The organism is Haloarcula sp. H-GB5, assembly GCF_054850705.1.
In genome coordinates this window covers 151,960-174,165 of record NZ_JBTWBG010000002.1, presented here as the reverse complement: position 1 = coordinate 174,165, position 22,206 = coordinate 151,960, and the positions used below count along the sequence as shown (strand labels likewise).

Below are 22,206 nucleotides of genomic sequence, written 5' to 3'. Positions count from 1 at the left end.
GTTAGTCCTCGTCCATCAGGTCGATACCGATGGCTCGCTTGATCTGTTCACGCAGTCCGCCGCTCCCAGTGCCGCCGCCGAGCGTGACCATCACCGGCTCGACACTCGTCTCCGCGTCCTGCCTGACACCGCGTGAGAGATGCGACAGGTCGTCGTCGTGCATCACGACGATGCCGACGTCGTCGTCGTTGAGCATCTCCTCGACGGCGTCGTCGAGCTGCTCGTCTTTCTCGTCGGAAGGCACGTCCGCGAACTTGCGGACGCCAGCTAGCCGAAAGCCCGTCGTGAACTCCGGGCTTCCGATGACAGCGATCTCCTGGCTCATAGTATCACCAGCTCCTGTTCGATCTCGTCGGGGCCGAGGCCGGCCTCGCGACCGCGGGCGATGGCCCGGATGTTGTCGACCTCACGTTCCTTTTTCAGGACGTAGGACAACACCGGACAGACCGACAGCGGGTAGCGGTTCGAGAGCCGGTCGGCATATTCGAGCAGCGCTGCGTCCAGCGCCCGCTCGAAGTCGATGAGGTTGTCGGCCTCCTCAAGCGCCGACAGCGCCTGATCGAGGTCCTCGCCGTACTTGCTTTCGCGAACGGCGCTGACCAGCTGATCGAGGTTCGTCGACAACTGCGCGACCTCCTGTTCGTCGAACAACTGGCCGCCCTCGATGAAGTACTCCGAGGGGTCGATGTCCGCGCCACTGCGGGCCAGCCGGAGTGCGTTCCGGAGGTTGCGGAAGTCGACTTCCGTCTCCAGGAACTCGACGTACAGCCCGGTCGGGCTGTCAATCTCCGGGTTGTCCGGCAATCCGGACAGCAGTGTTTCGTAGAAGGCGCGGTCGAGCGCGTTCTCCAGCGGCACGAGAACGCCGCTTTCCTCGTACACGTCGAACGCTTCGGCTAGCGACTCGCCGAAGATGGTGTCGTCGAGTTGCTCGACGACCTCCTCGATAGAACCGGCGTTCAACAGGTCCTCGATACGGCGGTCGCTGAACTCGCCGGCCCTGATGAGATCGTCCTCGACCTCGGTCCGCTCCGCGTCCGAGTAGAGCCCGCGGATGACAGTTTTGACGTTCCACACGTCGAACTTCCGCAGGTAACGGGCGATGTAGTCGTACAGCGCCCCTTCGGACCAGCGAAGCAGGTCGTCGAAGTGTTTCGCGAGATTGCGGTTCAGCGCGTACTCGACGAGGTCGACGCCGTCGTACCGGGAGCCGAGCGCGTTCATCTCGGTCTCGTACTCGGTTTCCTCCATGAAGCGGGCGATTTCGCCCGTCCCCATGCGGACCAGCTTCCGGTAGTCGTCATCGTCGAACAGGGATGCGCTGCGGGCACGAACCCGTGCGATGACGTACTCGTAGTTGCTTCCCTGGCCGCTCGTTCCCGTTCGCGAACTCATTGGTCTTCGAACAGGCGGTCGCTGATTGCTTTCAGATTGTCCTCCCAGACGTCCTCAAGAATGGAATCGAACGTGTTGTTCACACGGACTCGTGACTCGCTGCTCTCGACGACGACGCCACCGAGGCAGTCCCGCTCACCGGCGTACGTCGCGCCGTCGTAGTCATCGAGTACATCCTCGAGAAGCGACTGGTCCGACGCACGGCCATACACCGATAGCTCGTCGCTGTCGTCGAATTCATCGACGGCGGCGTCAAGCAGTGCGCGTGTCAGTTCCTCTCGTCGGTCCCCTTCGAGGGCCGCAAGCGCGTCCTCGACGTCGCCGTGAACGTCTTCGAGGATGTCTCGCCGGGCGTTAAGTCGAGCCTGTTTGGCCTCGAGCTTCGCGGAGGAGAGTCGCTGCTCCCGCTCTTGCTCGATGGTCCGCTCGACCTCGGCTTCGCGTTCCTCGTGGATCTGCTCGGCGTCAGCCTCGGCGTCGGCGATAATCTCCTCGGCACGTTCGTCGGCCGCGTCGCTAATCTCCTGAGCACGCGCGCGGGCCTCGTCGCGGATGTCCTCTACGACTGTTTGAAGGCTCATTATTGGAAAAGACGGAGTGTTGTTAGACGACGAAGACGACGACAAGCGCGAGAATGACGAGCGTTTCCGGCAGGACTGTCAGGATGAGTCCGCGGCCGAACATGCTCTCGTCTTCTGCGATTGCGCCGACGGCGGCGGCCCCGATCCCACGTTCCGCATAACCCGAACCGAGCGCGGCGAGTCCGACTGCGAGCGCTGCGCCGGCTGAAGCCGGAATAGCTGGAGCACTGGCGGTACCTTCCTGCAGTACTGCGTTGACAAGGAGTGCGATGGTTTCGATCATGGATGTGTAGTCTCTGGAATTGCTCGTGTCCGAACAGGCGTATGTGAATCCACGTAGTTCATAAAGCTTCCCAAAACGGTTCGTCAGCGTGCTGTTCGGGCGGTTTAGGGGCTCAGCTGTAGTCGGTTGTGAGCGTGTATCAGTCGACACCCGCGGTGCAATTGGCGAAACAGGCAGTAAACAACGACGATTAGCCCGAAGAGAAAGGAAGCGCGCGATCAGTCCTCAGTCGTGTAGTTGCGTTCGTAGCCGAACGGGTTGTACCGCTTCCCGCCACCTTCGAAGAACTTGCCGAAGAACTCCACGTACTCGAGTCGGACGCCCTGCAGTCCGGCACTGGTGATACCGAGCACCAGCACGAGCAGGTGACCGATCACGAGGATGAGGACCCCGACCAGCGCGGCGGCGATCCCGGAGTGGATGAGCCCGGGGAACATGATCGCTTCTGCGCCGTATTCGGAGATTGCCCATTCAGGCCCGTGCCCGATGAGGAAATGGAACTCACCGTGGTGTGAGTAGGCTCCGAAGAACAGCAGGTTGACAACGAAAGCCATCCCTGCCTTGGCCAGCAACACGGCGGCCAGTCGCGTGTACGACAGGACGTTCACCAGCACGTTGAGGAACTCGACGACCTCGATAGGGTCGGCAAGCGCCAGCAGGACGAGACCAGCGAAGAAGAGGACGAGCCACGCCGAGAACGGCGCGCCCAGTCCCGGAATCGTGAAGAGGTTTATCGCTGGCAGTCCCGTGAAGCCCCACGCATACGGGTTCCCGGCGAAGACGCCTGCCTCGGCGGTGTAGAGGAAGTCAGGCGCTGCGCCGTTCGCGCCGGAGAACACCCACGCCCAGAGGCCGAATAGCATCAGCAGCCAGGACCCGCTCTCGGTGATCGCGTCCCAGAGGCCGTGACTCAGGTTCTCGATGAAATCAAAGATCCAACCCGCAGCGAGGTGAACCGTCCCGGCGAGCAGGCTCATCGTCAGCCAGGCCAGCGCGTAGCCGGAGTAGGACGGCTGGAGACCCTTGTGCATCGGTGGGTGACCGCCCCAGACGATTTCACCGAGCTGGTGGAGCCCGAAGACTTCGCCGTACAGCACGCCGAACAGCGCGGTGAACCCACCAGCCCACATACCGACGCCACCGAGGCTCTTCAGCACGTCACTGTCGACCTTCGAGTACAGCCCATAGCCCAGCGCCAGGTACAACAGCCCGTAACCGAGGTCGCCGATCATGAACCCGAAGAAGGCCGGGAACGTCAGGAAGAAGGCGACTGTCGGGTCGAACTCGCCGTACTTCGGTCGGTTGACGACCTCGACGAGGTCCTCGAAGGGTCGGACACCGCTCGGGTTGTCCTGAATGACGGGCGGTGCGTCGTCACCCATGGTGATGACGCCGCCGTCAGCGACGGTTTCCTGCGGTTGGCTCTCGCTCTCCGGCTCAGGAGCGTCGACGGAACTGCCGACGGGTTCGCCGCCGTTGCCGCCCTCGCGCTCGACTTCTTCGTGGGACTCCGCGTGGCCCTCGCTGTCGTACTCGGCAATCTCGATTCGGTCGATGTCGACGGCGTCGCCGACAGCACTCGAAAGGGCCCGCTCGAACGCCTCGTAGCGCTCGTTCGGAATCCAGCCCTCGGCGATGAAGGCGTTTTCCGTCGTCGCGAAGGTGAGTGGCGCTTCGCCCTTCTGGGCCTCGATAGCCAGTTTCTCCTCGGCGGCGAGCAGGAACCCGGCGTGGTCGAGGCGGAGTTCGTTGAGTTCGTCCTCAACAGTCGAGAGCTTCGATTCGAGCTGTTGTTTCTCGTGTTCCAGCTCTTCGAGATATGATGTCGGGTCGCCGTCGCCCTCCGGCACTTCGAGCCGGGAGAACGTCGCCCCAACCAGTGCGTCCTGCAGGGCGTCTTCGTCAGCCTGTGCGAACACGGCAACGACGCCGTCCTCAGTGAACAGCTCGAACGTCTCGATGTCGCTGTCCGCGAGAACGGCCTCGATCTCGTCGCTGTCACCCTCGCCGACGACGACTGACAGCGAGTCGTAGCCACGGAGCAGGTCGAGATCGATGCCGAGTGCGACGAACGGCGCCATCGTGTTGATCTGGTCCTCGACGGCCCGGAGTTCGTCACGGACCTCGTCGCGCCGGTCGTCGAGTTCGTTGACTGCCGTCCGAACCTCATCGAGTTGCTCCTCGATCGCCTCGTCGGTGACAACTCGGGTCGGGCCAGCGTCTTCCTCACTGACGTCCAGAATGGACTGTAGCGAGCGAACCGTGACGAGCTTGTCAGAAACCTCGTTGGTTCCGGCAAGCGAGTTGCCCGGTTCGAATCCGTCCCAGGAGCCATCATACTCGGTGACGTGGAGCATATCGAGGTCGTGGACGGCCTCAATAGTCTGCTCCATCGCGCGTTTCGACCCCGTCACCGAGACGCGGCACATCTTCTCAGGTCTGAGCATGCACCGCCTCCTCGAACAGGTCTGTGACGTATTCGACTACCTCGTCGATCTGTTCACTGGCCTGCTGTTCGAGGTCGTCGCGAGCGGTCTCACCGTCTTCGATGATCTGCTCGCGTTCGGCCTCGATCTCTTCGCGAGCCGCTTCGAGACGATCCTCGGCGGCCGCCTCTGCCTCTTCGCGCGCGGATTCGCGTATCTCCTCGGCCTCCTCGCGAGCTTCCGCGATGCGGTCTTCGCGGTCTTGTTCGGCCTCTTCGACGATCTCGTCGGCCTCCTGCTCGGCCTCCTGTATCCTGTCAAGAACTTCTGGCCGTGGCATTCTCTAATCATGTGAGCGTTGCCAGAGCGGCTATTTGGTAGTTGCGAAGTTTCCCCGTGTGATACATCGGCTGAAATCCGGGGAATTATGACCGCCAAGTCCTAAGCTGGCAGTAATGGGTGTCCTCGAGAACAAGGCCCGCGCGCGGACGTTCTACAAGTATCTCTCGAAGGTGTACGACCAGATCAACCCCTTCATCTGGGACGAACGGATGCGCGACGAGGCGATTGCGATGCTCGACCTTTCGCCCGACGACAGGGTCCTCGATGTCGGCTGTGGCACCGGCTTCGCTACCGAGGGACTGCTCGAACACGTCGATACGGTGTACGGGCTCGATCAGAGCCCCCACCAGCTCTCGAAAGCTTTCGAGAAGTTCGGTAAGTTCGGCGACGTACGCTACCACCTCGGTGACGCCGAACGGCTCCCGTTCAAGGACAACAGCTTCGACGCGGTGTGGTCCTCGGGGTCAATCGAGTACTGGCCCAACCCCGTCGACGCGCTCGCGGAGTGCCGCCGACTGACCAAACCCGGTGGCAAGGTCCTCATCGTCGGCCCCGACTACCCGAACTCGACTATCTTCCAGAAAATGGCCGACGCCATCATGCTGTTTTACGACGAGGAGGAGGCCGACCGGATGTTTACCGAGGCCGGGTTCGAGAAGTTCGAACATCACATTCAACAGTCCCGACCGGGCAGTCCGCGTGCGATTACGACGATTGCAGAAGTGCCTGAGTAATCCTTCGGTCACGAGCGAAGCGAGTGGCCGCTTTTTCGCCCACGTTTTTGCGGTGAGTGGTGACCAAAGGTCACCCGAACCCGAAAAAGGTGTTTGGTAGTCCCGACCAGGGAGTCGCCGGGCGATTACAACAATTGCAGAAGAACCAGAGTAACAGCGACTATAGAACCGCTCTTTTTCCGTGCTACGCCGACCCACTGACGGGAACCCGTACTCGGTCTCCGTCCTGTGTGGTTGCGGTAACCGTGTACTCCCCACGGGGTTCGACAGTCCAGAGGGAGCCGTCTGTAACAGTCGTCCCGATCCGTTTACCGTTTATTCTGACAGTCGCATCCACCCTGGATCCCGTACTGTTGTCGGCGACTGTTACGAGCAGCGGCCCAGACTCGAAGGACTGCTGGACCCGGACGCGAACTGACTGGTTCACGTTCGTCGCGACTTCCGACCGGTCGACCGTCGTCAGTTTGAGGTGCTGGGTCTCGTAGAAGACGTTCGTCGTGCCACCGTCGAGATACGCAGTCAGTTGTCCGTTCGAGTGGTCAGCCTGAATCTGGTAGATCGCACTCCGACCGTATGCCTGAACGGACGGGTACTGCTCGCTGTAGAGCCACGGGTAGAGGTTCTCCGCCCGCGTGTTGACCGCACCGAGGGAGTCGTTGGTCCGGGCGAACTGGTCGATTGCCGTCTGTTCGCGGTCCTGTCCGAGATACGTCTCACGCGCGTACTGGCCGTCTGAGACCGTCGACAGCATATAGCCTTCCGAGGACACCTCGACGTACACCGCGTTCGGCTCAGTTTCACCGGCAGTTTCGACACTGATACGCTGGCTTATCGGACCGCGGTACGTCTTGAGTACGCCCCTGTTGTTTTCCAGCCGGAAGCGCTGGTTCGGTGACAGCGAGTAGTCCGGTGCAGTGCCAGCGGCCGTCCGAACCCGTTCAAGACGGTCGGTCAGTTGTCGGGACTCAGCGTCGATCAGTGCCCGTTGTCGCAGGAACTCCGTGGCGGTTATCGTACCGCTGGCGTATTGCTGGATTGCGGCCTGATTCCGTCGTTCCAGACTCGTTCGTTGGCGTTCGATATCGGTCAACGTCTCGTCAACAAGCCGGTCGCGAGCGGTCTCGCTGTCCCGCTGGAAGAACTGCTGTTCGAAGGTCGTCGTCGCGTAATCGCTCCGAAGATCACTAGAGCCGGCTGCAACCGCGACGCCCACATCGATCGATGACCGGTTGTACGTCGTCGACCTGACGTCGCTGGCCGGGATAGCGAGGTGGTTCGTCGTATTTGCGACGGCCGTGATCTGTGGTAACTGGTCGCTGCCGTCAGCGGTCTGGGTCGGCGAGGCGAACCCAGTCACCGGGGCAGCCACGGAGACGAGCATAAGGAGGATCACACCGACTGCAGGGAGGGGACGCATCAGCCGTAAATACTCACCCACCGTACAAAAATCCCCCCATTCTCCATGCCTCAATAATCGTCTGAGAGGACACTAGACCTTTCAAAGCGCCCGCTGACGTTTTATTCTCGGATGGAAAGGGTTTTGCCCCCAGAACGTTCATCGATGAACGAGAATGACCCCGCGGGTATCAGGTGCCCTCCTCCTCCTCGTCCTGTTTGCCCTGTTGGCGACCCCACCGCATGCGACAGCGGCGGCGATTGATACTCCTCACGCCCAGCAGACGACCGGGACGCCGGCACCGGTCGCGGAGAATACGACGTTCGCTCTCCAGATTCAATCGAACGGCGACGCCAAGTGGACGATAACAGACACCTACGCACTTGAGGAGAACGATACTGAGTCGTTTAGAAACATCGGTGAGCAGTTCGCGGAGGGAGGCAACAGGGCAGAGTGGCTGCCAGCGTTCCGGGAGGCAAAAAACGAGGCCAGTACGGTTACCGGTCGCGGGATGGAGATTACCGATGTCGACCGTCGGTACGAGGTGTCAGACCGAAAGGGTCAACTGATACTCGAGTTCACATGGACGAACTTCGCAGTTGTCACCGGTGAAAACATCGTCGTCAGAGACGCGTTCAATTCCACAGACGGTACGTGGTTCGGGACGCTAACTGCGGACCAACGACTCGTTATCTCGCCACCGCCAGAATACGGGGTGGAAAGCGCCCCGAGCGCCGTCGACGACGGAAAGCTGGTTTTCGAGGGGCGACGGACGTTCGAGCCGGGGTACCTGTCCGTCGTGTACACTGGCGAACAACCGACCACCCAGACACCAACAGAAAGCCCGGAGTCGATGTTCAGCGGCGTCGACTCGACCTTGATCGGCGGGGCCGTACTAATGCTTCTGCTCGTCGGGGCCGTCGGTTACATGTTCAAGACTGGATACACTGACGCGCTGCCATCAGTCGCAGCCGGGACCGACGACGGGGACGACAGTGCCGGGACGGCAGCCCCAGTGAGCGACACCGCAGCCGCGGACGACGTCGACGTCGAGCTACTGAGCGACGAGGAACGCGTCGAGCGGCTCCTCGAAGAAAACGGCGGTCGGATGAAGCAGGCCCGTATCGTCTCCGAGACCGGCTGGTCGAACGCGAAGGTGTCGCAGTTGCTCTCAGCGATGGACGAGGAGGGTCGCATCGACAAGCTCCGCATCGGTCGGGAGAACCTCATTTCGTTCCCGGACGAGGATATCACCGACTTCGACGAGTAACTGTCCAGATCATTTGACTGTAAACGAGCCGGGCGTGGTTTCTGGTTCGAAAACGTTTATTCGCTGTCCGGTCGGACGTCTCAGCATGAAAATCCTTGTCACGGTGAAGGAGGTGGCAGCCGTCGACGATGAGTTCGAGATCGACGGACTCGCTATCGACGATCGGTACGTCACAGCCGACCTCAACGAGTGGGACGAGTACGCTGTCGAAGCGGCCGTCCAAATAAAGGAGGCTCACGACGACGTCGAGGTCGTTACCGCCACTATCGGTCCGTCCGAGACGGACGAAACGATCCGGCAAGCGCTGGCGAAGGGGGCCGACCGCGCCATCCGTGTCTGGGACGACGCACTCGACGATGCTGGCCTGCTAGACCCCGAGACGAAGGCAGAGGTACTGGCCGCCGTCGCTGCAGAGGAAGACCCCGATCTGGTGCTGACCGGCGTCCAGTCCGCCGACGATGGGTTCGGGGCGACCGGCGTCACGCTGGCCGATAAGCTCGACATGGAGTGGGGCGCTGTCGTCAACAACCTCGACCTCGATCTGGAGGCAGGTGTCGCCAGTGTCCATCGGGAACTGGAAGGCGGCGTCGAGGAACTCACCGACATCGAGATCCCTGCCGTACTGACGATACAGACCGGGATCAACGACCCCCGCTATGCGAGTCTTCGAGGCATCCGGCAGGCCCAGAGCAAGGAGCTCGCAGAGTACAGCCTAGCGGATATCGGCCTCGACGCGGCCGGGATTGAAAGCCCGCTGGAACAGACATCGCTGTACGAGCCTGAAACCGAAGGTGAGGCGACGGTGTTCGAAGGGAGTCCCGAGGAGACGGCGACCGAGTTGGCTGAACTGCTCGCGGAGAAGGGGGTGACCAGCTAATGTCGGTCCTCGCTATCGCCGAGCACCGGCGCGGGGAGCTCCGACCGGTGAGCCTGGAACAGCTAGCAGCCGGTCGCGAACTCGCCGACGAACTCGGTGGCGAGCTACACACCGCCGTCATCGGCGGTGATGTCGAGGCGTTCGGGGCAGACCTGAACCGGGAGGGCGTTGATACCGTTCACACCGTCGATATCGGCGAGGAATTCAACCACGACGTGTACACGCAGGTCGTCACCCAGCTGGCCACGGAGCTGGACCCGACCGTCCTCCTGCTGCCAAACAGCGTCAACGGTCTCGATTACGCGCCGGCAGTCGCTAACCGGCTGGACCGACCGCTCGTGACCGACGTGGTCGACATCGGCGCCGAGGACGGGCTCACCGCTACCAGAGAGCTGTACGGCTCGAAGGTCGAAACGACAATCGATGTCCACGCCGACCAAGCGGCCGTGACCATCCGCCCGGCCGAGTGGCCGACAGTCGAAGCAGGCGGTGACGCCGCAATCGAGGCATTCGACGCGACCATCGACGAGAGCGCCGTCAAGTCCACCGTGAAGGGCTTCGAAGAGGTCGGCGGTGGCGACATCGACATCACTGACGCCGACGTGCTGGTGTCCGTCGGCCGCGGGATCGAGGAGGAGGAGAACCTGGATATCATCCACGACCTCGCTGATGCGCTGGACGCGACGGTGTCGGGTTCCCGACCGCTTATCGACAACGGCTGGCTTGCGAAGGACCGCCAGGTCGGCCAGAGCGGCAAGGTCGTCACACCGGACGTGTACATCGCCATCGGCATCTCCGGGGCCGTCCAGCACGTCGCCGGGATGAAGGGCTCGGATACGATTGTTGCCATCAACACCGACCCGAACGCGCCGATCTTCGATATCGCCGACTACGGCATTCAGGACGACCTGTTCGAGGTCGTCCCGGCACTCACCGAGCAGTTCCAGTAGCCACCACACACTGAATCGCGGGTGACAAGGTACTTTTTATGGTAGTCCTAAGGGAGCGGTAATGGAGTATCTCGAGCGCCGGCGCGACCGGGTCGAGGAGCGTCTGGAGGCGGTTCTCGACAGCGTGGAGCCGGAGGAACTCGCAGACGAAGTGCGTCACGTGGCGCTTTCCGGGGGGAAGCGGGTGCGGCCGACGGTGACAGTGCTGGTGTGTGAGGCGCTGGGCGGGGAGCCGGCCGATGCCGTCGATTTCGCGGTCGGCATCGAACTCGTCCACAACGCTTCGCTAGTCATCGACGATATCATCGACGAGTCAGAACTCCGGCGGGGGTCCCCGGCCGCCTGGGAGGCCTTCGGCCACGGCCCGGCAATCATCGCTTCCGACGGCCTGCTCGGCGAAGCGTTCAATCTCTTTTCGACGGACGAGCGCGCCATGCAGACCGTCTCCGAGTCGATGGTTGAACTGGGCGAGGGCGAGGCGATGGAGCTGGTCGCGGAGCCATCCAACGAGGAGGAGTACATGAAACTGGCCCGCCGGAAGACCGGGGCGCTGTTCCGGGCTGCGGCAGAGCTGGGCGCGATCGCTGCCGACTCGGACCCGTACACGGTTGAGGCGGTCGGCCAGTACGCCGAACGGGTCGGCGTGGCCTTCCAGATGCGCGACGATGTGCTCGATGCGACGGCCGACGCCGAAACGCTGGGCAAGCCGGCCGGGACCGACGCGGAGATGGAACGACCGTCGCTGGTGGAAGTGACTGAGCTGACGACAGAGGAGGCAAACGAGCGGGCGCGGGCCGAATCCGACGCCGCTCTTGAGTCGTTGTCGACCATCGACGCACCGGAATCCCAGTCGATGGAGTACCTGCGGGACCTCGCGGAGTTCGTCGTCGTCCGCGAACGGTGAGGCCGAACGGGAGGCTTTTGCCCGCTGCTCGATTACGCCCGGCAATGACAGTTATCGGTATCGTCGGGCTGCCGGGCAGCGGGAAAAGCGAGGCAGCGAACGTCGCCGCCGAGATGGACGTGCCGGTCGTGACGATGGGCGACGTCATCCGCGAGGAGTGCCGTGACCGTGGGCTTGACCCCGCATCGGACCACGGGACGGTCGCGAAGGCGCTCCGGGAAGAGAACGGTCCCGCCGCCATCGCCGAGCGCTCGCTACCGATGATCGAGGCGGAACTCGAATCGAACGACACCGTCCTTGTCGACGGTATCCGGTCGGATGTAGAAGTCGAGGCGTTCGAGTCGGCGTTCGGCGACGGGTTCCTGCTCGTCGAGATAGATGCCCCGTTCGAACTGCGGGCCGACCGACTTGATCTCCGTGGGCGGGACACCTCGGCGGAAGACGGTGGCGAATCGCTTGAGGACCGCGACGCTCGCGAACTCGGATTCGGGATGGGCGAGGCCATGGACATGGCCGACCTGACTATCGAGAACACGGAGACGCTGGCCGCGTTCCAGCGGACCGTCCGCACACTGATTCGAGATGGCCCGGAGGCACTCGACCAATGAGCGCCGTCTACTCCGTCGACGTCCGAATCGAGGCCCCCGTCAACGACACCGAAGTAACCGACAGAGTCGCCGACGCCATCCAGAGCCTCTTCCCGGAGGCCGACCCGACCCACCAGCAGGGCGCACTCGTTGCGGAGGTACACACGATGGACGGGTTCTCCGAACTGCTTCACCGGCGGGAGATCCTGGACACAGCCCGGTCGGTCTTCTTCGACAATCTGGAGGACGACACCTTCGCGTTCGACGTGAAGAAGCAAGCGGCGTTCGAGGGGCGGATCAACTTCGCAGTCGGTGACCCATCGGAACTGGGCGACATCCACGTGAACGTGACCGTCACCGAACCGACGGCCGAGGAGTACATCGACTACGTCGCACCGCCGACCGAGGACGGCCAGCCGGTCTACGACGAGGACACATGACGACGACCATCTGCTTCGACCTCGATGACACGGTCGTCCACTATCCGGAGCCGTACAAGAACATCATCCGTCGGACGGTCGAGGCCCACGGTATCGAGTACACGGACGAGCTCCGGGCCGTTAGCAAGGAGGCGTTCTACACGGCCTTCGAGGCACTGGAGCCGGAGCCGTACCGCCAGTCGATGGCTGCCGTCGTGGAGGCGGCCGGAGCCGACGCGGACCTCGATGCGCTGGTCGAGACGCTCAAGGAGACCGAGTTCGCGTCGACAACCGTCGGCGACGCAGCCCGGGATAGCCTGACCGCACTCGCTACCGACAACCAGCTCGCGATTGTCACCAACGGCGTCCGGGAGCGGCAGGTCGCCAAGCTCGACCACCACGGGCTGACCGACCTGTTCGACCTCTTTGTCGCCTCCTACGAGGTCGGCGCACACAAGCCCGACAGCGCTCCGTTCGACCGGGTCCGGGAGGAGCTTCCGGCCGACGAGTACGTGATGGTCGGCAACGAGTACAAAACCGATGTCGAGGGCGCACGCAACGCGGGCTTCGTGCCGATTCACTACGAATCGGGCGACGACGGCGGGCCGGACCTCTGGGATTCTATCGACGCACTGGTGTAGCATGCGTAACTGCTGGCACACATGGGGACTGGAAGCGGCCGACCGCCGCGCTCAGGCCAGTACAGCAGTGAGGATGATGCCGGTGTTCCACGCCGTCACCGCGACGCCCAGTAGCGCCAGCCCAAGCGGGACACCGATGGAGTACGGCCAGGAGACGTACTTCCAGATGGCGAAAAAGCCAACGAACACGACGGCTTTCAGCCCAGTCAGCACCAACAGCGCGTGCCGTTCCAGCAGTAGTTTGACGACCGGGCTGAGTTCTGTCACGCCAGTAATGCTGTAGCCGACGAGCGTTGTGACGAGGTCGCCGACGCCGAAGAAAGCGACGGCAACCGCCCACAAGGCGACGGCAGTGTTCGACGGACCGGCGATTCGGGCGGGCTGCCGCCAGTTCATACCCCCGCTACCGTTCCACATTACTTCGTTAGTGGTAGCTTCAATGATAACTACAGCGGTAAGCTACTCTTTCGATCGCTGGACCTGTAGTACTGTACTGAGCCCTGAGCCAACGTAGAGAGACAGTACTCGGTGTTTTCCCCGTCCGAAGTTGGCATATACCGCAGGTAATCACCTCTTTCCACGCGGGACTACCCCGGAAGAACAGCGACCGCGCTGCCCCCGAGTACGTAGACCGGATCAAAGCCCGCTCACGAATATCGCAAGCCACTCCCCGAGTTCGCGGCGCTTACTGACCCGCACTGACTCGACCCACTTCACCCACTGGAAGCCCCGGCGGCCCGGTGCGACGAGGCGGAGCGGGTAGCCGTGGCCGTGGGCCAAGCGCTCGCCGTCGACATGGGTGGCCAGCATAGCATCACGAGCCTCCGACAGCGGGAGGCTCCACCAGTAGCCGGTCACTGACCGGAACTGGACCCACGCCGCCGCGTCGTCGGGGTCGGCGGCGTCGAGCAGGTCGCCGACGCGGACGCCCTGCCACTCGTGTCCGGAGTACCAGCCGCTCGTGCAGTCAAGCACCGCCGACTCGGTTGCGTCCGGGGAGAGATCGCCGGTGGCGTAGCTAGTTGGGCTGGCGACGCGGCCAGCGACCGACAGCGACCAGTCGGCCGCGTCGACCGGGTCCGGGTCGTCGGCGACCCAGCTAGTGACAGGGAACCGGTTGCCGTCGTCGGTTCCCTGCTCTCGCGAGCCGGTGTACCTTCGGTCCACGCCGGCCGTGTCGAGGGCGTCGTTGACTGGCCCTTGAACTCGCCAGAGGAGCGCCCCTGCGGTCACCAGTCCAGCGTACCGGAGGACATCCCGGCGGCCGCCGCGGGTGGCCTGTACCGGGGAGTAAAACCGGGCGCGGAGATGCACCAGCAACAGCGGCGGGACCAGCAGGCCGAGCGCGACGTGCAGGTGAAACAGCCCCCACGGACCGAGATCGAGCGTGCCGCCGAATATCCACCAGACGCCGGTGCCGAGCGCCCCCAGTGTGATAACGCCCAGACCGACCGAGAGAACGCGGACCCCGGTGAGCCGCGACGGGGTGAGGCGGTGGGCGACACGGCGGAGCTTCACCGGCAGCAGGAGCGTTAGCACCACGCCGGAGAGGGCATGAACGTCGATAATCCACGCACTGCTGGGGATGCCTGCAAAGATGGTGGCGATACCGGTGGTAAGCAGCGTCGCCACCGCCGCGAACAGCCCCCAGTCGACCGCCCGTGGTGTCGGCGTCAGCCGGCGGGTGTCCATGACAGTGGTTAGCACCGGAGCGGCTTATACTGTCGTGGCAGCGCAGCGGCGTCAGTACGACCGTCGCAGGACCGTCGCACCGCTGGCGTTGCGGACCGTGACGGTGTCACCGTCGTTGTTCCAGACCGCTCCGTCCCGGCCCCAGTACCGTTCCGTGTCAGTGTCAGTACCGCTACCAGTGTAGAGAGTTACCGACGTGTTCGGGTCGAGAGTCAGGTTCGCGAACGTGTACTGGTGGTCCACCTCGTCGCTGACCGCCCACCCGGAAAGGTCGACCGGCTCATCGCCGGTGTTCACGAGCGTAACGTACTCGTCGTTCAGGTTCTCGTTGTCGTTGCCCGTCGCATCGGCGTGGATGTTCGCAATTTCGACGCCGCTAGCGCTCTCGGACCCGCCGTCGGCGATAGCCGTGCGGGTCACTGCGTCCGAATCCGTACAGCGCCAGAGTCCGCGCCAGTCGGAGCGGGCAGCGTCCTCGGCCGCGTAGAATCGGTCGGCTCGCGTGAATTCGCTGTCGTAGACGCGCGCGTGGCCAGCCTCGACGAGCCGGTAATTGAACAGCGTCTCGTCGTGGACAACGTAGGCCAGTAGTCGGTCGTAGTAGCCGCGCCGGTTCAGATTCGGATCGAAGGCGAGCCCGACTGTCTCACCAAGAAGCCGCTGTTTGGTGAGCGACGACGCGTTCGTGCCGGCCCCACGGAGACAAGACGCTCCGGTGTCGGTTTCGGGAACGCCCTCGAACTCCGCGGGCTTGTTCTCGGTGTGGACTTCGGGGGTGTCGACGCCGACAAGCCGGACCGTGTCGCCGGTCCCGTTCTCGTAGGCGACCTGTATCGTGTCGCCGTCGACGACGGCTGTGACGGTCACCGTGACAGCGGACGCCGGAACGTCGACTGCCGGCTGGCCGTCGACGGCGGTCCCCACCGACCCGGATGGTCCCGCGGTGAAGCCACTGCAGCCGGCAGCAACCACAAGGACGACGACAAGGCCGAACGCGAGCCGATACATTGTCGAAATGTCGATGGCCGGCGACACAAGGGTGCCGGTGTCACCGGGCGGACTGTTATACGTCTGCCATGTCTGGATTCCGGTACGATGCTCGTCCCGCTACCAGTTAGAGATATCATGCGGACGCCGGTCAAAACAATCAGTCCCGATGCTCCGGTCATCGAGGCAGCTCAGCGTCTCCGCGACGAAGACATCGGCTCGCTCGTCGTCGAGGACGACGGCAACTGCGTCGGCATCATCACGGAAGGTGATATCGTCGCCGTCACCGCAGCCGAGGGGGATACCAGAGCGCTGTCGGTCGGCGATGTAATGGCCGAGACGCTGGTGACGGTCACGCCCGACGTGGACATCGAAACAGCCGTGGATCGGTTGCGGACGAACAACATCAAGAAACTGCCCGTCGTCGAGGACGGGTCTCTCGTCGGTATCGTCACGACGACCGACCTCTCGGACTACATCCCACACCTCTCACGGGCAAGGAGAGCGTTCGATGACCAGTCCCAGCGGAAGCGGTTCACCCGGCCCGACACGCTGTATGAGAACGAGGACTGGACCTTCGAGAGCTACGGGACCGCCGACGGGATCGATGTCGGAGACCACGTCCAGTTCAGCAAGACGATATCGCAGGCCGACGTGAAGGCTTTCGCCGAGGCCAGCGGCGACACGAACAGACTCCACCTCGACGCGGCGTTCGCAGACGGGACGCGGTTCGGTCGCCGAATCGTCCACGGGACACTCGTTTCGGGTATCATCAGTGCGGCCCTGGCGAGACTCCCCGGGCTGACGATTTACCTCTCGCAGGAACTGAGCTATCAGGGACCCGTCGATATCGGCGAGGAGGTCACGGCCCGCTGTGAGGTCGTCGAGCGCATTCAGGACAACCGATTCCGGCTGGCCACGGCCGTCGACGACTCCGAGGGGAACTGCGTCATCGAGGGTGACGCCGTCGTCATTTCGGACCCAATTCCGGATACGGCCTGACCCACCAGTCAAGGCCGTCTCGTTACGTTCGACCGGGACTGCTCGCACAGAACTCCCACCGCGTTTCATGTTTTATGTTACCAAACAACAATTGTTAATAATCTGCTAGTATATATGTCCGATATGGACGCTGTCGAACGGCCGACATTCGAGACGACCGCGGCGATGGAGGTGTACCAGTACGTCGAACGACACGGGACGGCGGCACGGCATAGGGTCCGTGAGATGGTGGACCTTTCTCCCGAAGCGTTCGAGAAGGCCCTGACGCATCTTCTATCCAAGGGATACATCGAGGACGACGGTGGGACCCTGACGCTGGCGCTCGATGTCGGTTCAGTTGAGGAACACACCACGGACGGGCTGACCTACACGATTCGGCCGGCCCACAATGACGACTTCGAGGGGCTCGTCCAGACCATTCGGAACGTCTCCAGCGACGGCACGTACGTCGTCGCCGAGAGCGTCGCCGAGCAGTTGCTGTACGAGGACGCCGTCACGCGGCACAATACGGTAGAATCGAGAGTGTTCTTCGTCGCCACGGTCGATGGGGAGGTCATCGGCTGGTGTCATCTCGACATCCCGCAACTGGACAAGCTCCGCGAGACGGCTCAACTCACCGTCGGCGTCAGGGAGGAGCAGCGTGGGCAGGGCATCGGGAGCCAGCTTATCGAGCGCGGGCTGGACTGGGCGAAGGCCAACGGCTACCGGAAGCTGTACAACAGCGTGCCAGCGATCACGGAGAACGCGATGGTGTTCCTCGAAGACCACGGCTGGCACACCGAGGGAATCCGCCGGAACCACTACACCGTGGACGGCGAGCAGGTCGACGAAGTGATGATGGCCTACACGTTTGACTGACGCCGGGCTACCGGCGTCTCGCTACAGGAGCACGACCAGCGCCAGCGCGATCCAGACGATTTTCAGGCCCGTGTTGACGACGATGACTTTCGAGCCGAACTCCCGGCCCCAGATGCCGTACTGGAACGGGATCGAGCGCTTGAACGTCGAGACGGCAAACGAGATGATGCCGCCGACGAGCATCGTCGCCACGGCGGTCCGCGCGGAGAAGGTCCCGTTCCGGATGAGCGGCGCGATGACCGTCGCCCCCGAGGTCGTATCGAGGGCGTAGGCGGCGATGACGGGGATGGCTGCGCCAGGCAGGCCGAGCAGTCCGGCGAACCCGTCGGCGGCAGTCGTCACGGACGCCCCGTCGCTACCGATGAGTGCCAGCAGTTCATCACTGTAGGCAAGCAGTAGCGAGACGACGGTGTAGATCGCCGCTAGCCGCGGCAGGATGTCGCGGACTTTCTCGGCCGTCGCGTCGAACGCTGTCCTGACGGCCGCCCGGCGGTTCTCTGGACGGTCGTCGAACACGTCGGCCGCGTCGTCAGCCGTCCCGCCGTCCGGAGTCGGGCCCGCACCGGCGGTCGGCCGGCCGACGTTGGACGCGTCCAGCAGCACCGCGCCGGCGGCGATGCCGGTCAGCGTAATCGCGAGCGCGATGAGTCCCCGCGTGGCGACGTACAACACCCCGACCCGAAAGCCCAGAATCGGGATGAGAATCGGCGCGTAGAACGTGATGATGTGCTGGGCGAAACCGAAGAACGTGTTGATCGTGACGGCGATTATCGTCGCGCGGTCGGACAGGACACCGGACTCGCGGAAGTCGGCGAGCATGCCGTAGCCGGCGGTCGTCGACGCTGTCGTCGTCAGTATAGCGGTGCCGACCTCGTCCGGGAGGTTCGCCGGCGATGTGAGATAGCGTGAGACGACGGCGATTTTCTCGACCAGTCCGAACGCGACCGCCAGTTCCGCGAGGAACACGCCAAAGGAGAGGAAGAACGTGATCCGGAGAACCCGGACAGCGACCTCTCCGAGGACAGCGACCGCCGGGTGGCCGAGCACTGCGGCAACGAACGACTGCACACTGAGACGTACGACTCTGGTCCGCAAATGCCCATCGATAGCGTCGGTCGCTTTCGAGGAAACGACTGCCGGGCACGATGGCCGCGCGGGACGACGGCTACCGCAGTGCCGACACCGACCTGTCACACGAGGACGCGAACAGCACCGAACAGCACCACCACGCCCAGCACGTCACAGACGTTCGTGACGACGGGGATGACCACGTCGTCGGGGTCCAGTTCGAACCGGTAGGCGGCGTAGGTCGTCACCGTCGTCACGACGATAGCCAACAGTGCCAGCAGGCTCCCGCTGACGAGCGCGACCAGCACGACCGTCCGGAGCGGGAGCGCAGCGCCGCCGATGACGGTCTGGAGGAGCCACGCACCGGCACCCACGAGCGGGAACAGTGTCACCGCAAGAGCAAGCGTTGCAATAGCGTTGCCGGCCAGCCGGTCGTCGGTCGCCGCAAACGACAGGAGGCCGAGGTGAAACGCCGTCGAGAACCGCGCTGCGAGGATACTACCGAGGTTGCCCGCCATCCCGATGGTCACCGGGACGAGCACGAGCAGTGAGGGATACTGCAGCAGTGTTCCTTCGAAGGTATCCAGCACGAGGCCGCTGCCGAGTTCGATAGCGGTGAGCACGATCAGAATGGGAAACATCGTCTGGACGATGCCCGGAACCGACCACTGGGAGGCGAACTCCGCCACTCAGCCACCCCCCAGCGCGAGGACGAGGCGGGTCGCGCCCAGCAGCGTCGCGATACCGACCACGTCACCCGTTGTCGTCACGACCGGCCCGGCCAGCGTATCCGGATTGAGTCCACGACGGTAGCCGATGAACACGACTGAGACGACAGCAATGGTCAACAACAGTCCGGAGACAAAGCCCGCGATGAGCGCAATGGCGACGAGGGTCGTGAGCGGGGCCGACGGTCGTCCGACCAACGCGAGCAGGGCGACAGCCATCACCGCGGCGACCCCGCTGATGAGTACGCCGTTTGCCAGTGCCGCCGCGACGGCGGCGTTGATGCGGTCGTCATCGAAGGAGAACCGCGGGTCGATAAGCCCCTGATGGAGTGCCGACCCCAGACGTGCACCGAGTGAACCGTAGACGTTCCCTCGAGTGGCGAGCAGCGCCGGGACGAGCACGAGCAGTCCGGCGACATCCTGTAACTCCGCGTCCATGCCGCCAAGGACAACACCCGCGAAGAGGCCACCGACTGCACTGAGTGCCAGCACCGGGAGCGCTTCCCGGTAGGCTTCGAGTGCCACCTCGCGGACAGTCATTGCAGGGCGAAGGACGGCGAGCGAAAAAAAGCCCCCTGATGCGCTGGCCCCCACTCAGCCGGCGGTCGACCGAGCCCTGTCGTACCACGGTGGCCGCCCGACTGTCGTGTTCCCGACTGCCCTAAACCGAACAGTTCTGGTGACGGTGACCGGGTCGCCGCCGTTCGTGACCGTCGTGTACTCGGTCCGGTAGTCGCGGACGAGTCCCGACCGAGTGACGTGGGCGACGAGCGTCGCGTTCTCCCGGGACGCCCACGCTGTCGACGAGGTGTTTTCCCGCAGTCGGTCGCCCCTGATGACGTAGACGGTCCCGTCTGACTGCTGGGGCTGCAGGGTCCGGGTGTGGAACGGGGCAACAGTCCGAGTGACATCGGCGGCGGGACGACCGTTCAGCGCGGCGGCGTGGACCCAGTATCGCCACGTACCCGCATAGCTGTCCGGCGGGTCGTACTCGTTGTGGACCGTTTGATTGTCGCGCACGAGTCGGCGGAGATACGTGTCGCCGTTGGACCAGAACGACGCGGTCGCCGGCGGCCGACCGAGGAGCACCGGGGCCGCGTGGCCACGGACAGATATGTTAGCGAGGTGTGTCCGGTTCGCGTCCAGCGCGACGTGGACCCGGAGGTGGGACCGCAACGATCCGTTCGCATACCGGACGGTCCGGTTCATCGTCAGCGTGTATCCGGTTCCGTTGAGACGGCCCCCGTGAGCGGACCCGAGGAGGGATGGGCTGGTGACGCCCGTCGACCCAACACCAGCAGGATATGTGGTCCCAGAGTCGGTCGGTACCGGCGCAGGCGTCACCGGCGTCGGCGAGCCGTCACCGCCGCTGAACCCGAACCCGCCACAGCCAGCGGTAACGACGATGGTGAGGACGAGTAGCTGCCGACGCAGATTCCTCGTCATGTTCTAACAAACCAATCAGGTCGGAATAAGTCTACGGATCCCCATTTATCCGAGATGTGTCGTTCTATAGATGTGAAATCGTTGATTAACCTACCGAAACTATTATGATATATACAGACACCGTATGGAACATGCCAACTAATGGCAGATCGGTCAACCGACGACAGTTGCTGAAGAGTACGGGCGTCGCAGGTGTGGCAGGGCTGACGGGACTGGCCGGTTGTTCCGGTGGCGACGGTGGCGACGGCGGTGGCGGCGACGGTGGCGATGGCGGTGGCGACGGTGGCGGTGACGGCGGCGACGACTACCCGTCACTCGGAAATTTCCCGGTCGAGGGCGACACAGTCACGTTCGGATTCAACGTTCCACAATCCGGACCCTACTCCTCTGAGGGGCAGGACGAACTCCGGGCATACGAACTCGCCCAGAAACACCTCAATAATGGGGGTGGCTGGGTGGACAGCTTTGAGGCCCTCAGCGGCGACGGCGTCCTCGGGTACACGGTCGACTCGGTGAACGGTGACACCGCGACCGACGCCGACACCGCTCGACAGGCCGCTTCGCGGATGATAAACCGGGATGACGTGGTGATGATTTCAGGCGGCTCTTCCAGTGCAGTGGCCATCGCCGTGCAGGGCCTCTGTCAGACTGAGAACGTGATGTTCATGGCCTGTCTGACCCACTCGAACGACACGACCGGGAAAGACTGCGCTCGGTACGGGTTCCGAGAGATGTTCAACGCGTACATGACCGGCCAGGCGCTCGCACCGGTGCTTGAAAGCGAGTACGGCTCGGACAACTCCTTCTACCAGCTGTACGCCGACTACTCCTGGGGCCAGACCCAGCAGGACTCGATGAACCAGTTCCTCTCGGAGATCGGCTGGGAGGAAGTCGACAGCGTCCCGACGCCACTCGGGACCAGCGACTTCTCCTCGTATCTCTCCGAGGCCGCAAACAGTGGCGCGGATGTACTCGTCCTGAACCACTACGGGCTGGACGGCGCGAACTCCGTCTCACAGGCCGTCGATGCCGGTATCGACGAGGATATGGAACTCGTCGTCCCGCTGTACAACCGCCCGATGGCACAGGCCGCCGGTGGCTCTATCGAAGGTATCTACGGAACGATCGCCTGGGACTCCCAGATCGACAACGAGGCGTCGAACGCGTTCACGCAGGCGTTCCAAGACGAGTACGACCGCGTCCCGTCCGGACCGGCTCAGCTCGCATACGCACAGACGCTCCAGTACGCAGCCGCCGCCGAACGAGCGGGCACGTTCTACCCGCCGGAGGTCATCCGCCAACTGGAGGACTACGAATACAGCAACATCGGCATGGGCCAAGAGACGATGCGTGCCTGTGACCACCAGGCCCAGCGGGACATTCCGGTTGCCCAAGGGCTGCCTGAGAGCGAACAGGGCGACGGGAACTTCATCGACATTGTCGAGATCACGTCCCGGGACGACGTCGGCTACGGCTGTGACTCCGGACCGGCCGCGGAGTGCGAACTCGGCGAATACGGCGACGAATAGAGCAGAATCCGGACAGGGGAGCGTACCCCTCATGATTTATAGTGCATGAGGTTGCCTTACTTGATACACAAAAACTAGCATGATTAGGAAT

Annotated in this window: 25 protein-coding genes; 11 read left to right on the top strand and 14 right to left on the bottom strand. The window is 63.3% G+C overall.

All coding sequences use genetic code 11. The annotated features are described in order from the left end of the window. Nucleotide 1: 1 nt before the first annotated feature. The 6 genes from ACYJ11_RS08810 to ahaH form a co-directional block, all read right to left on the bottom strand. Nucleotides 2-325, bottom strand: coding sequence for a V-type ATP synthase subunit F (locus ACYJ11_RS08810; RefSeq protein WP_004593990.1), 324 nt, complete (start codon nt 323-325; stop codon nt 2-4). Then, on the bottom strand, nt 322-1,395 hold the full coding sequence (locus ACYJ11_RS08805) for a V-type ATP synthase subunit C (RefSeq protein WP_170097609.1): 1,074 nt from the start codon (nt 1,393-1,395) through the stop codon (nt 322-324). Before ACYJ11_RS08805 ends, ACYJ11_RS08810 begins: the two co-directional genes overlap by 4 nt. After that, nucleotides 1,392-1,976 carry a V-type ATP synthase subunit E gene (locus tag ACYJ11_RS08800; RefSeq protein ID WP_005536220.1) on the bottom strand — a complete coding sequence of 195 codons (585 nt, stop codon included), beginning with the start codon at nt 1,974-1,976 and terminating at the stop codon, nt 1,392-1,394. Before ACYJ11_RS08800 ends, ACYJ11_RS08805 begins: the two co-directional genes overlap by 4 nt. Before the next feature lie 22 nt (nt 1,977-1,998). Further along, nucleotides 1,999-2,259: a F0F1 ATP synthase subunit C gene (locus tag ACYJ11_RS08795; protein WP_004518385.1), complete on the bottom strand. Its 261-nt coding sequence runs from the start codon at nt 2,257-2,259 to the stop codon at nt 1,999-2,001. 218 nt (nt 2,260-2,477) lie between these two features. Then, nucleotides 2,478-4,706, bottom strand: a complete 2,229-nt coding sequence (locus tag ACYJ11_RS08790; protein WP_461647512.1) for a V-type ATP synthase subunit I — start codon at nt 4,704-4,706, stop codon at nt 2,478-2,480. After that, nucleotides 4,693-5,025 carry an ATP synthase archaeal subunit H gene (ahaH, locus tag ACYJ11_RS08785; RefSeq protein ID WP_005536224.1) on the bottom strand — a complete coding sequence of 111 codons (333 nt, stop codon included), beginning with the start codon at nt 5,023-5,025 and terminating at the stop codon, nt 4,693-4,695. The genes ACYJ11_RS08790 and ahaH overlap by 14 nt, the downstream gene beginning before the upstream one ends. Nucleotides 5,026-5,140: 115 nt before the next feature. Here ahaH and ACYJ11_RS08780 point away from each other — a divergent pair, with 115 nt between their 5' ends. Further along, nucleotides 5,141-5,761, top strand: a complete 621-nt coding sequence (locus ACYJ11_RS08780; RefSeq protein WP_461647511.1) for a methyltransferase domain-containing protein — start codon at nt 5,141-5,143, stop codon at nt 5,759-5,761. A 184-nt stretch (nt 5,762-5,945) separates the two neighbouring features. Here the strand turns inward: ACYJ11_RS08780 and ACYJ11_RS08775 are convergent, their stop codons facing one another. Then, a complete protein-coding gene (locus tag ACYJ11_RS08775) occupies nt 5,946-7,178 on the bottom strand; it encodes a DUF7096 domain-containing protein (protein ID WP_188851983.1) in 1,233 nt (410 codons plus the stop codon). A 154-nt stretch (nt 7,179-7,332) separates the two neighbouring features. On the opposite strand from ACYJ11_RS08775, the gene ACYJ11_RS08770 reads away from it, so the two are divergent. The 7 genes from ACYJ11_RS08770 (at nt 7,333) to ACYJ11_RS08740 (ending at nt 12,805) form a co-directional block, all read left to right on the top strand. Next, a complete protein-coding gene (locus tag ACYJ11_RS08770; protein ID WP_461647510.1) occupies nt 7,333-8,427 on the top strand; it encodes a helix-turn-helix transcriptional regulator in 1,095 nt (364 codons plus the stop codon). An 85-nt stretch (nt 8,428-8,512) separates the two neighbouring features. Then, complete coding sequence (locus ACYJ11_RS08765) at nt 8,513-9,304, top strand: electron transfer flavoprotein subunit beta/FixA family protein (protein WP_188851984.1); 792 nt, start codon at nt 8,513-8,515, stop codon at nt 9,302-9,304. Next, the gene (locus tag ACYJ11_RS08760; RefSeq protein WP_461647509.1) at nt 9,304-10,254 is read left to right on the top strand and encodes an electron transfer flavoprotein subunit alpha/FixB family protein; all 951 of its coding nucleotides are present in this window, start codon (nt 9,304-9,306) and stop codon (nt 10,252-10,254) included. The genes ACYJ11_RS08765 and ACYJ11_RS08760 overlap by 1 nt, the downstream gene beginning before the upstream one ends. 61 nt (nt 10,255-10,315) lie before the next feature. Continuing rightward, entirely contained in the window at nt 10,316-11,158 is an 843-nt protein-coding gene (locus ACYJ11_RS08755; RefSeq protein WP_005536231.1) for a polyprenyl synthetase family protein, read from the top strand. A 44-nt stretch (nt 11,159-11,202) separates the two neighbouring features. Next, nucleotides 11,203-11,766, top strand: a complete 564-nt coding sequence (locus ACYJ11_RS08750; protein ID WP_461647508.1) for an AAA family ATPase — start codon at nt 11,203-11,205, stop codon at nt 11,764-11,766. Then, on the top strand, nt 11,763-12,185 hold the full coding sequence (locus ACYJ11_RS08745; RefSeq protein ID WP_461647507.1) for an RNA-binding domain-containing protein: 423 nt from the start codon (nt 11,763-11,765) through the stop codon (nt 12,183-12,185). The genes ACYJ11_RS08750 and ACYJ11_RS08745 overlap by 4 nt, the downstream gene beginning before the upstream one ends. After that, nucleotides 12,182-12,805 carry an HAD family hydrolase gene (locus ACYJ11_RS08740; RefSeq protein ID WP_461647506.1) on the top strand — a complete coding sequence of 208 codons (624 nt, stop codon included), beginning with the start codon at nt 12,182-12,184 and terminating at the stop codon, nt 12,803-12,805. Before ACYJ11_RS08745 ends, ACYJ11_RS08740 begins: the two co-directional genes overlap by 4 nt. A 51-nt stretch (nt 12,806-12,856) precedes the next feature. Here the strand turns inward: ACYJ11_RS08740 and ACYJ11_RS08735 are convergent, their stop codons facing one another. From ACYJ11_RS08735 to ACYJ11_RS08725, 3 genes are all read right to left on the bottom strand, one after another. Next, the gene (locus ACYJ11_RS08735) at nt 12,857-13,201 is read right to left on the bottom strand and encodes a hypothetical protein (RefSeq protein WP_049944018.1); all 345 of its coding nucleotides are present in this window, start codon (nt 13,199-13,201) and stop codon (nt 12,857-12,859) included. Nucleotides 13,202-13,441: 240 nt separating this feature from the next. Then, nucleotides 13,442-14,497, bottom strand: a complete 1,056-nt coding sequence (locus ACYJ11_RS08730; protein ID WP_461647505.1) for a molybdopterin-dependent oxidoreductase — start codon at nt 14,495-14,497, stop codon at nt 13,442-13,444. A gap of 51 nt (nt 14,498-14,548) precedes the next feature. Beyond that, on the bottom strand, nt 14,549-15,505 hold the full coding sequence (locus ACYJ11_RS08725) for a lamin tail domain-containing protein (RefSeq protein ID WP_461647504.1): 957 nt from the start codon (nt 15,503-15,505) through the stop codon (nt 14,549-14,551). Nucleotides 15,506-15,592: 87 nt separating this feature from the next. Between ACYJ11_RS08725 and ACYJ11_RS08720 the strand changes: the two genes are divergently transcribed. Continuing rightward, nucleotides 15,593-16,486 carry a CBS domain-containing protein gene (locus tag ACYJ11_RS08720; RefSeq protein WP_461647503.1) on the top strand — a complete coding sequence of 298 codons (894 nt, stop codon included), beginning with the start codon at nt 15,593-15,595 and terminating at the stop codon, nt 16,484-16,486. A 123-nt stretch (nt 16,487-16,609) separates the two neighbouring features. Further along, a complete protein-coding gene (locus tag ACYJ11_RS08715; protein WP_461647502.1) occupies nt 16,610-17,344 on the top strand; it encodes a GNAT family N-acetyltransferase in 735 nt (244 codons plus the stop codon). A 21-nt stretch (nt 17,345-17,365) separates the two neighbouring features. Here the strand turns inward: ACYJ11_RS08715 and ACYJ11_RS08710 are convergent, their stop codons facing one another. The 4 genes from ACYJ11_RS08710 to ACYJ11_RS08695 all read right to left on the bottom strand — a co-directional run bounded on the left by ACYJ11_RS08710 (nt 17,366) and on the right by ACYJ11_RS08695 (nt 20,586). Then, on the bottom strand, nt 17,366-18,412 hold the full coding sequence (locus tag ACYJ11_RS08710) for a nucleoside recognition protein (protein WP_461647501.1): 1,047 nt from the start codon (nt 18,410-18,412) through the stop codon (nt 17,366-17,368). A gap of 122 nt (nt 18,413-18,534) precedes the next feature. After that, complete coding sequence (locus ACYJ11_RS08705; protein ID WP_461647500.1) at nt 18,535-19,101, bottom strand: magnesium transporter; 567 nt, start codon at nt 19,099-19,101, stop codon at nt 18,535-18,537. Next, a complete protein-coding gene (locus ACYJ11_RS08700; protein WP_461647499.1) occupies nt 19,102-19,680 on the bottom strand; it encodes a magnesium transporter in 579 nt (192 codons plus the stop codon). 54 nt (nt 19,681-19,734) lie between these two features. Beyond that, the gene (locus tag ACYJ11_RS08695; protein ID WP_461647498.1) at nt 19,735-20,586 is read right to left on the bottom strand and encodes a hypothetical protein; all 852 of its coding nucleotides are present in this window, start codon (nt 20,584-20,586) and stop codon (nt 19,735-19,737) included. A gap of 131 nt (nt 20,587-20,717) precedes the next feature. Between ACYJ11_RS08695 and ACYJ11_RS08690 the strand changes: the two genes are divergently transcribed. After that, a complete protein-coding gene (locus tag ACYJ11_RS08690; protein WP_461647497.1) occupies nt 20,718-22,115 on the top strand; it encodes a substrate-binding protein in 1,398 nt (465 codons plus the stop codon). The last annotated feature ends 91 nt before the right edge of the window (nt 22,116-22,206 follow it).

Coding starts and splice junctions, on each gene's coding strand:
- ACYJ11_RS08700 (WP_461647499.1), bottom strand. CDS start 19,680: ATGACTGTCCGCGAGGTGGCACTCGAAGCCTACCGGGAAGCGCTCCCG.
- ACYJ11_RS08715 (WP_461647502.1), top strand. CDS start 16,610: ATGGACGCTGTCGAACGGCCGACATTCGAGACGACCGCGGCGATGGAG.
- ACYJ11_RS08750 (WP_461647508.1), top strand. CDS start 11,203: ATGACAGTTATCGGTATCGTCGGGCTGCCGGGCAGCGGGAAAAGCGAG.
- ACYJ11_RS08745 (WP_461647507.1), top strand. CDS start 11,763: ATGAGCGCCGTCTACTCCGTCGACGTCCGAATCGAGGCCCCCGTCAAC.
- ACYJ11_RS08720 (WP_461647503.1), top strand. CDS start 15,593: ATGCTCGTCCCGCTACCAGTTAGAGATATCATGCGGACGCCGGTCAAA.
- ACYJ11_RS08800 (WP_005536220.1), bottom strand. CDS start 1,976: ATGAGCCTTCAAACAGTCGTAGAGGACATCCGCGACGAGGCCCGCGCG.
- ACYJ11_RS08725 (WP_461647504.1), bottom strand. CDS start 15,505: ATGTATCGGCTCGCGTTCGGCCTTGTCGTCGTCCTTGTGGTTGCTGCC.
- ACYJ11_RS08810 (WP_004593990.1), bottom strand. CDS start 325: ATGAGCCAGGAGATCGCTGTCATCGGAAGCCCGGAGTTCACGACGGGC.
- ACYJ11_RS08760 (WP_461647509.1), top strand. CDS start 9,304: ATGTCGGTCCTCGCTATCGCCGAGCACCGGCGCGGGGAGCTCCGACCG.
- ACYJ11_RS08805 (WP_170097609.1), bottom strand. CDS start 1,395: ATGAGTTCGCGAACGGGAACGAGCGGCCAGGGAAGCAACTACGAGTAC.
- ACYJ11_RS08690 (WP_461647497.1), top strand. CDS start 20,718: ATGCCAACTAATGGCAGATCGGTCAACCGACGACAGTTGCTGAAGAGT.
- ACYJ11_RS08735 (WP_049944018.1), bottom strand. CDS start 13,201: ATGAACTGGCGGCAGCCCGCCCGAATCGCCGGTCCGTCGAACACTGCC.
- ACYJ11_RS08755 (WP_005536231.1), top strand. CDS start 10,316: ATGGAGTATCTCGAGCGCCGGCGCGACCGGGTCGAGGAGCGTCTGGAG.
- ACYJ11_RS08795 (WP_004518385.1), bottom strand. CDS start 2,259: ATGATCGAAACCATCGCACTCCTTGTCAACGCAGTACTGCAGGAAGGT.
- ACYJ11_RS08695 (WP_461647498.1), bottom strand. CDS start 20,586: ATGACGAGGAATCTGCGTCGGCAGCTACTCGTCCTCACCATCGTCGTT.
- ACYJ11_RS08740 (WP_461647506.1), top strand. CDS start 12,182: ATGACGACGACCATCTGCTTCGACCTCGATGACACGGTCGTCCACTAT.
- ACYJ11_RS08765 (WP_188851984.1), top strand. CDS start 8,513: ATGAAAATCCTTGTCACGGTGAAGGAGGTGGCAGCCGTCGACGATGAG.
- ahaH (WP_005536224.1), bottom strand. CDS start 5,025: ATGCCACGGCCAGAAGTTCTTGACAGGATACAGGAGGCCGAGCAGGAG.
- ACYJ11_RS08780 (WP_461647511.1), top strand. CDS start 5,141: ATGGGTGTCCTCGAGAACAAGGCCCGCGCGCGGACGTTCTACAAGTAT.
- ACYJ11_RS08730 (WP_461647505.1), bottom strand. CDS start 14,497: ATGGACACCCGCCGGCTGACGCCGACACCACGGGCGGTCGACTGGGGG.
- ACYJ11_RS08775 (WP_188851983.1), bottom strand. CDS start 7,178: ATGCGTCCCCTCCCTGCAGTCGGTGTGATCCTCCTTATGCTCGTCTCC.
- ACYJ11_RS08770 (WP_461647510.1), top strand. CDS start 7,333: ATGACCCCGCGGGTATCAGGTGCCCTCCTCCTCCTCGTCCTGTTTGCC.
- ACYJ11_RS08790 (WP_461647512.1), bottom strand. CDS start 4,706: ATGCTCAGACCTGAGAAGATGTGCCGCGTCTCGGTGACGGGGTCGAAA.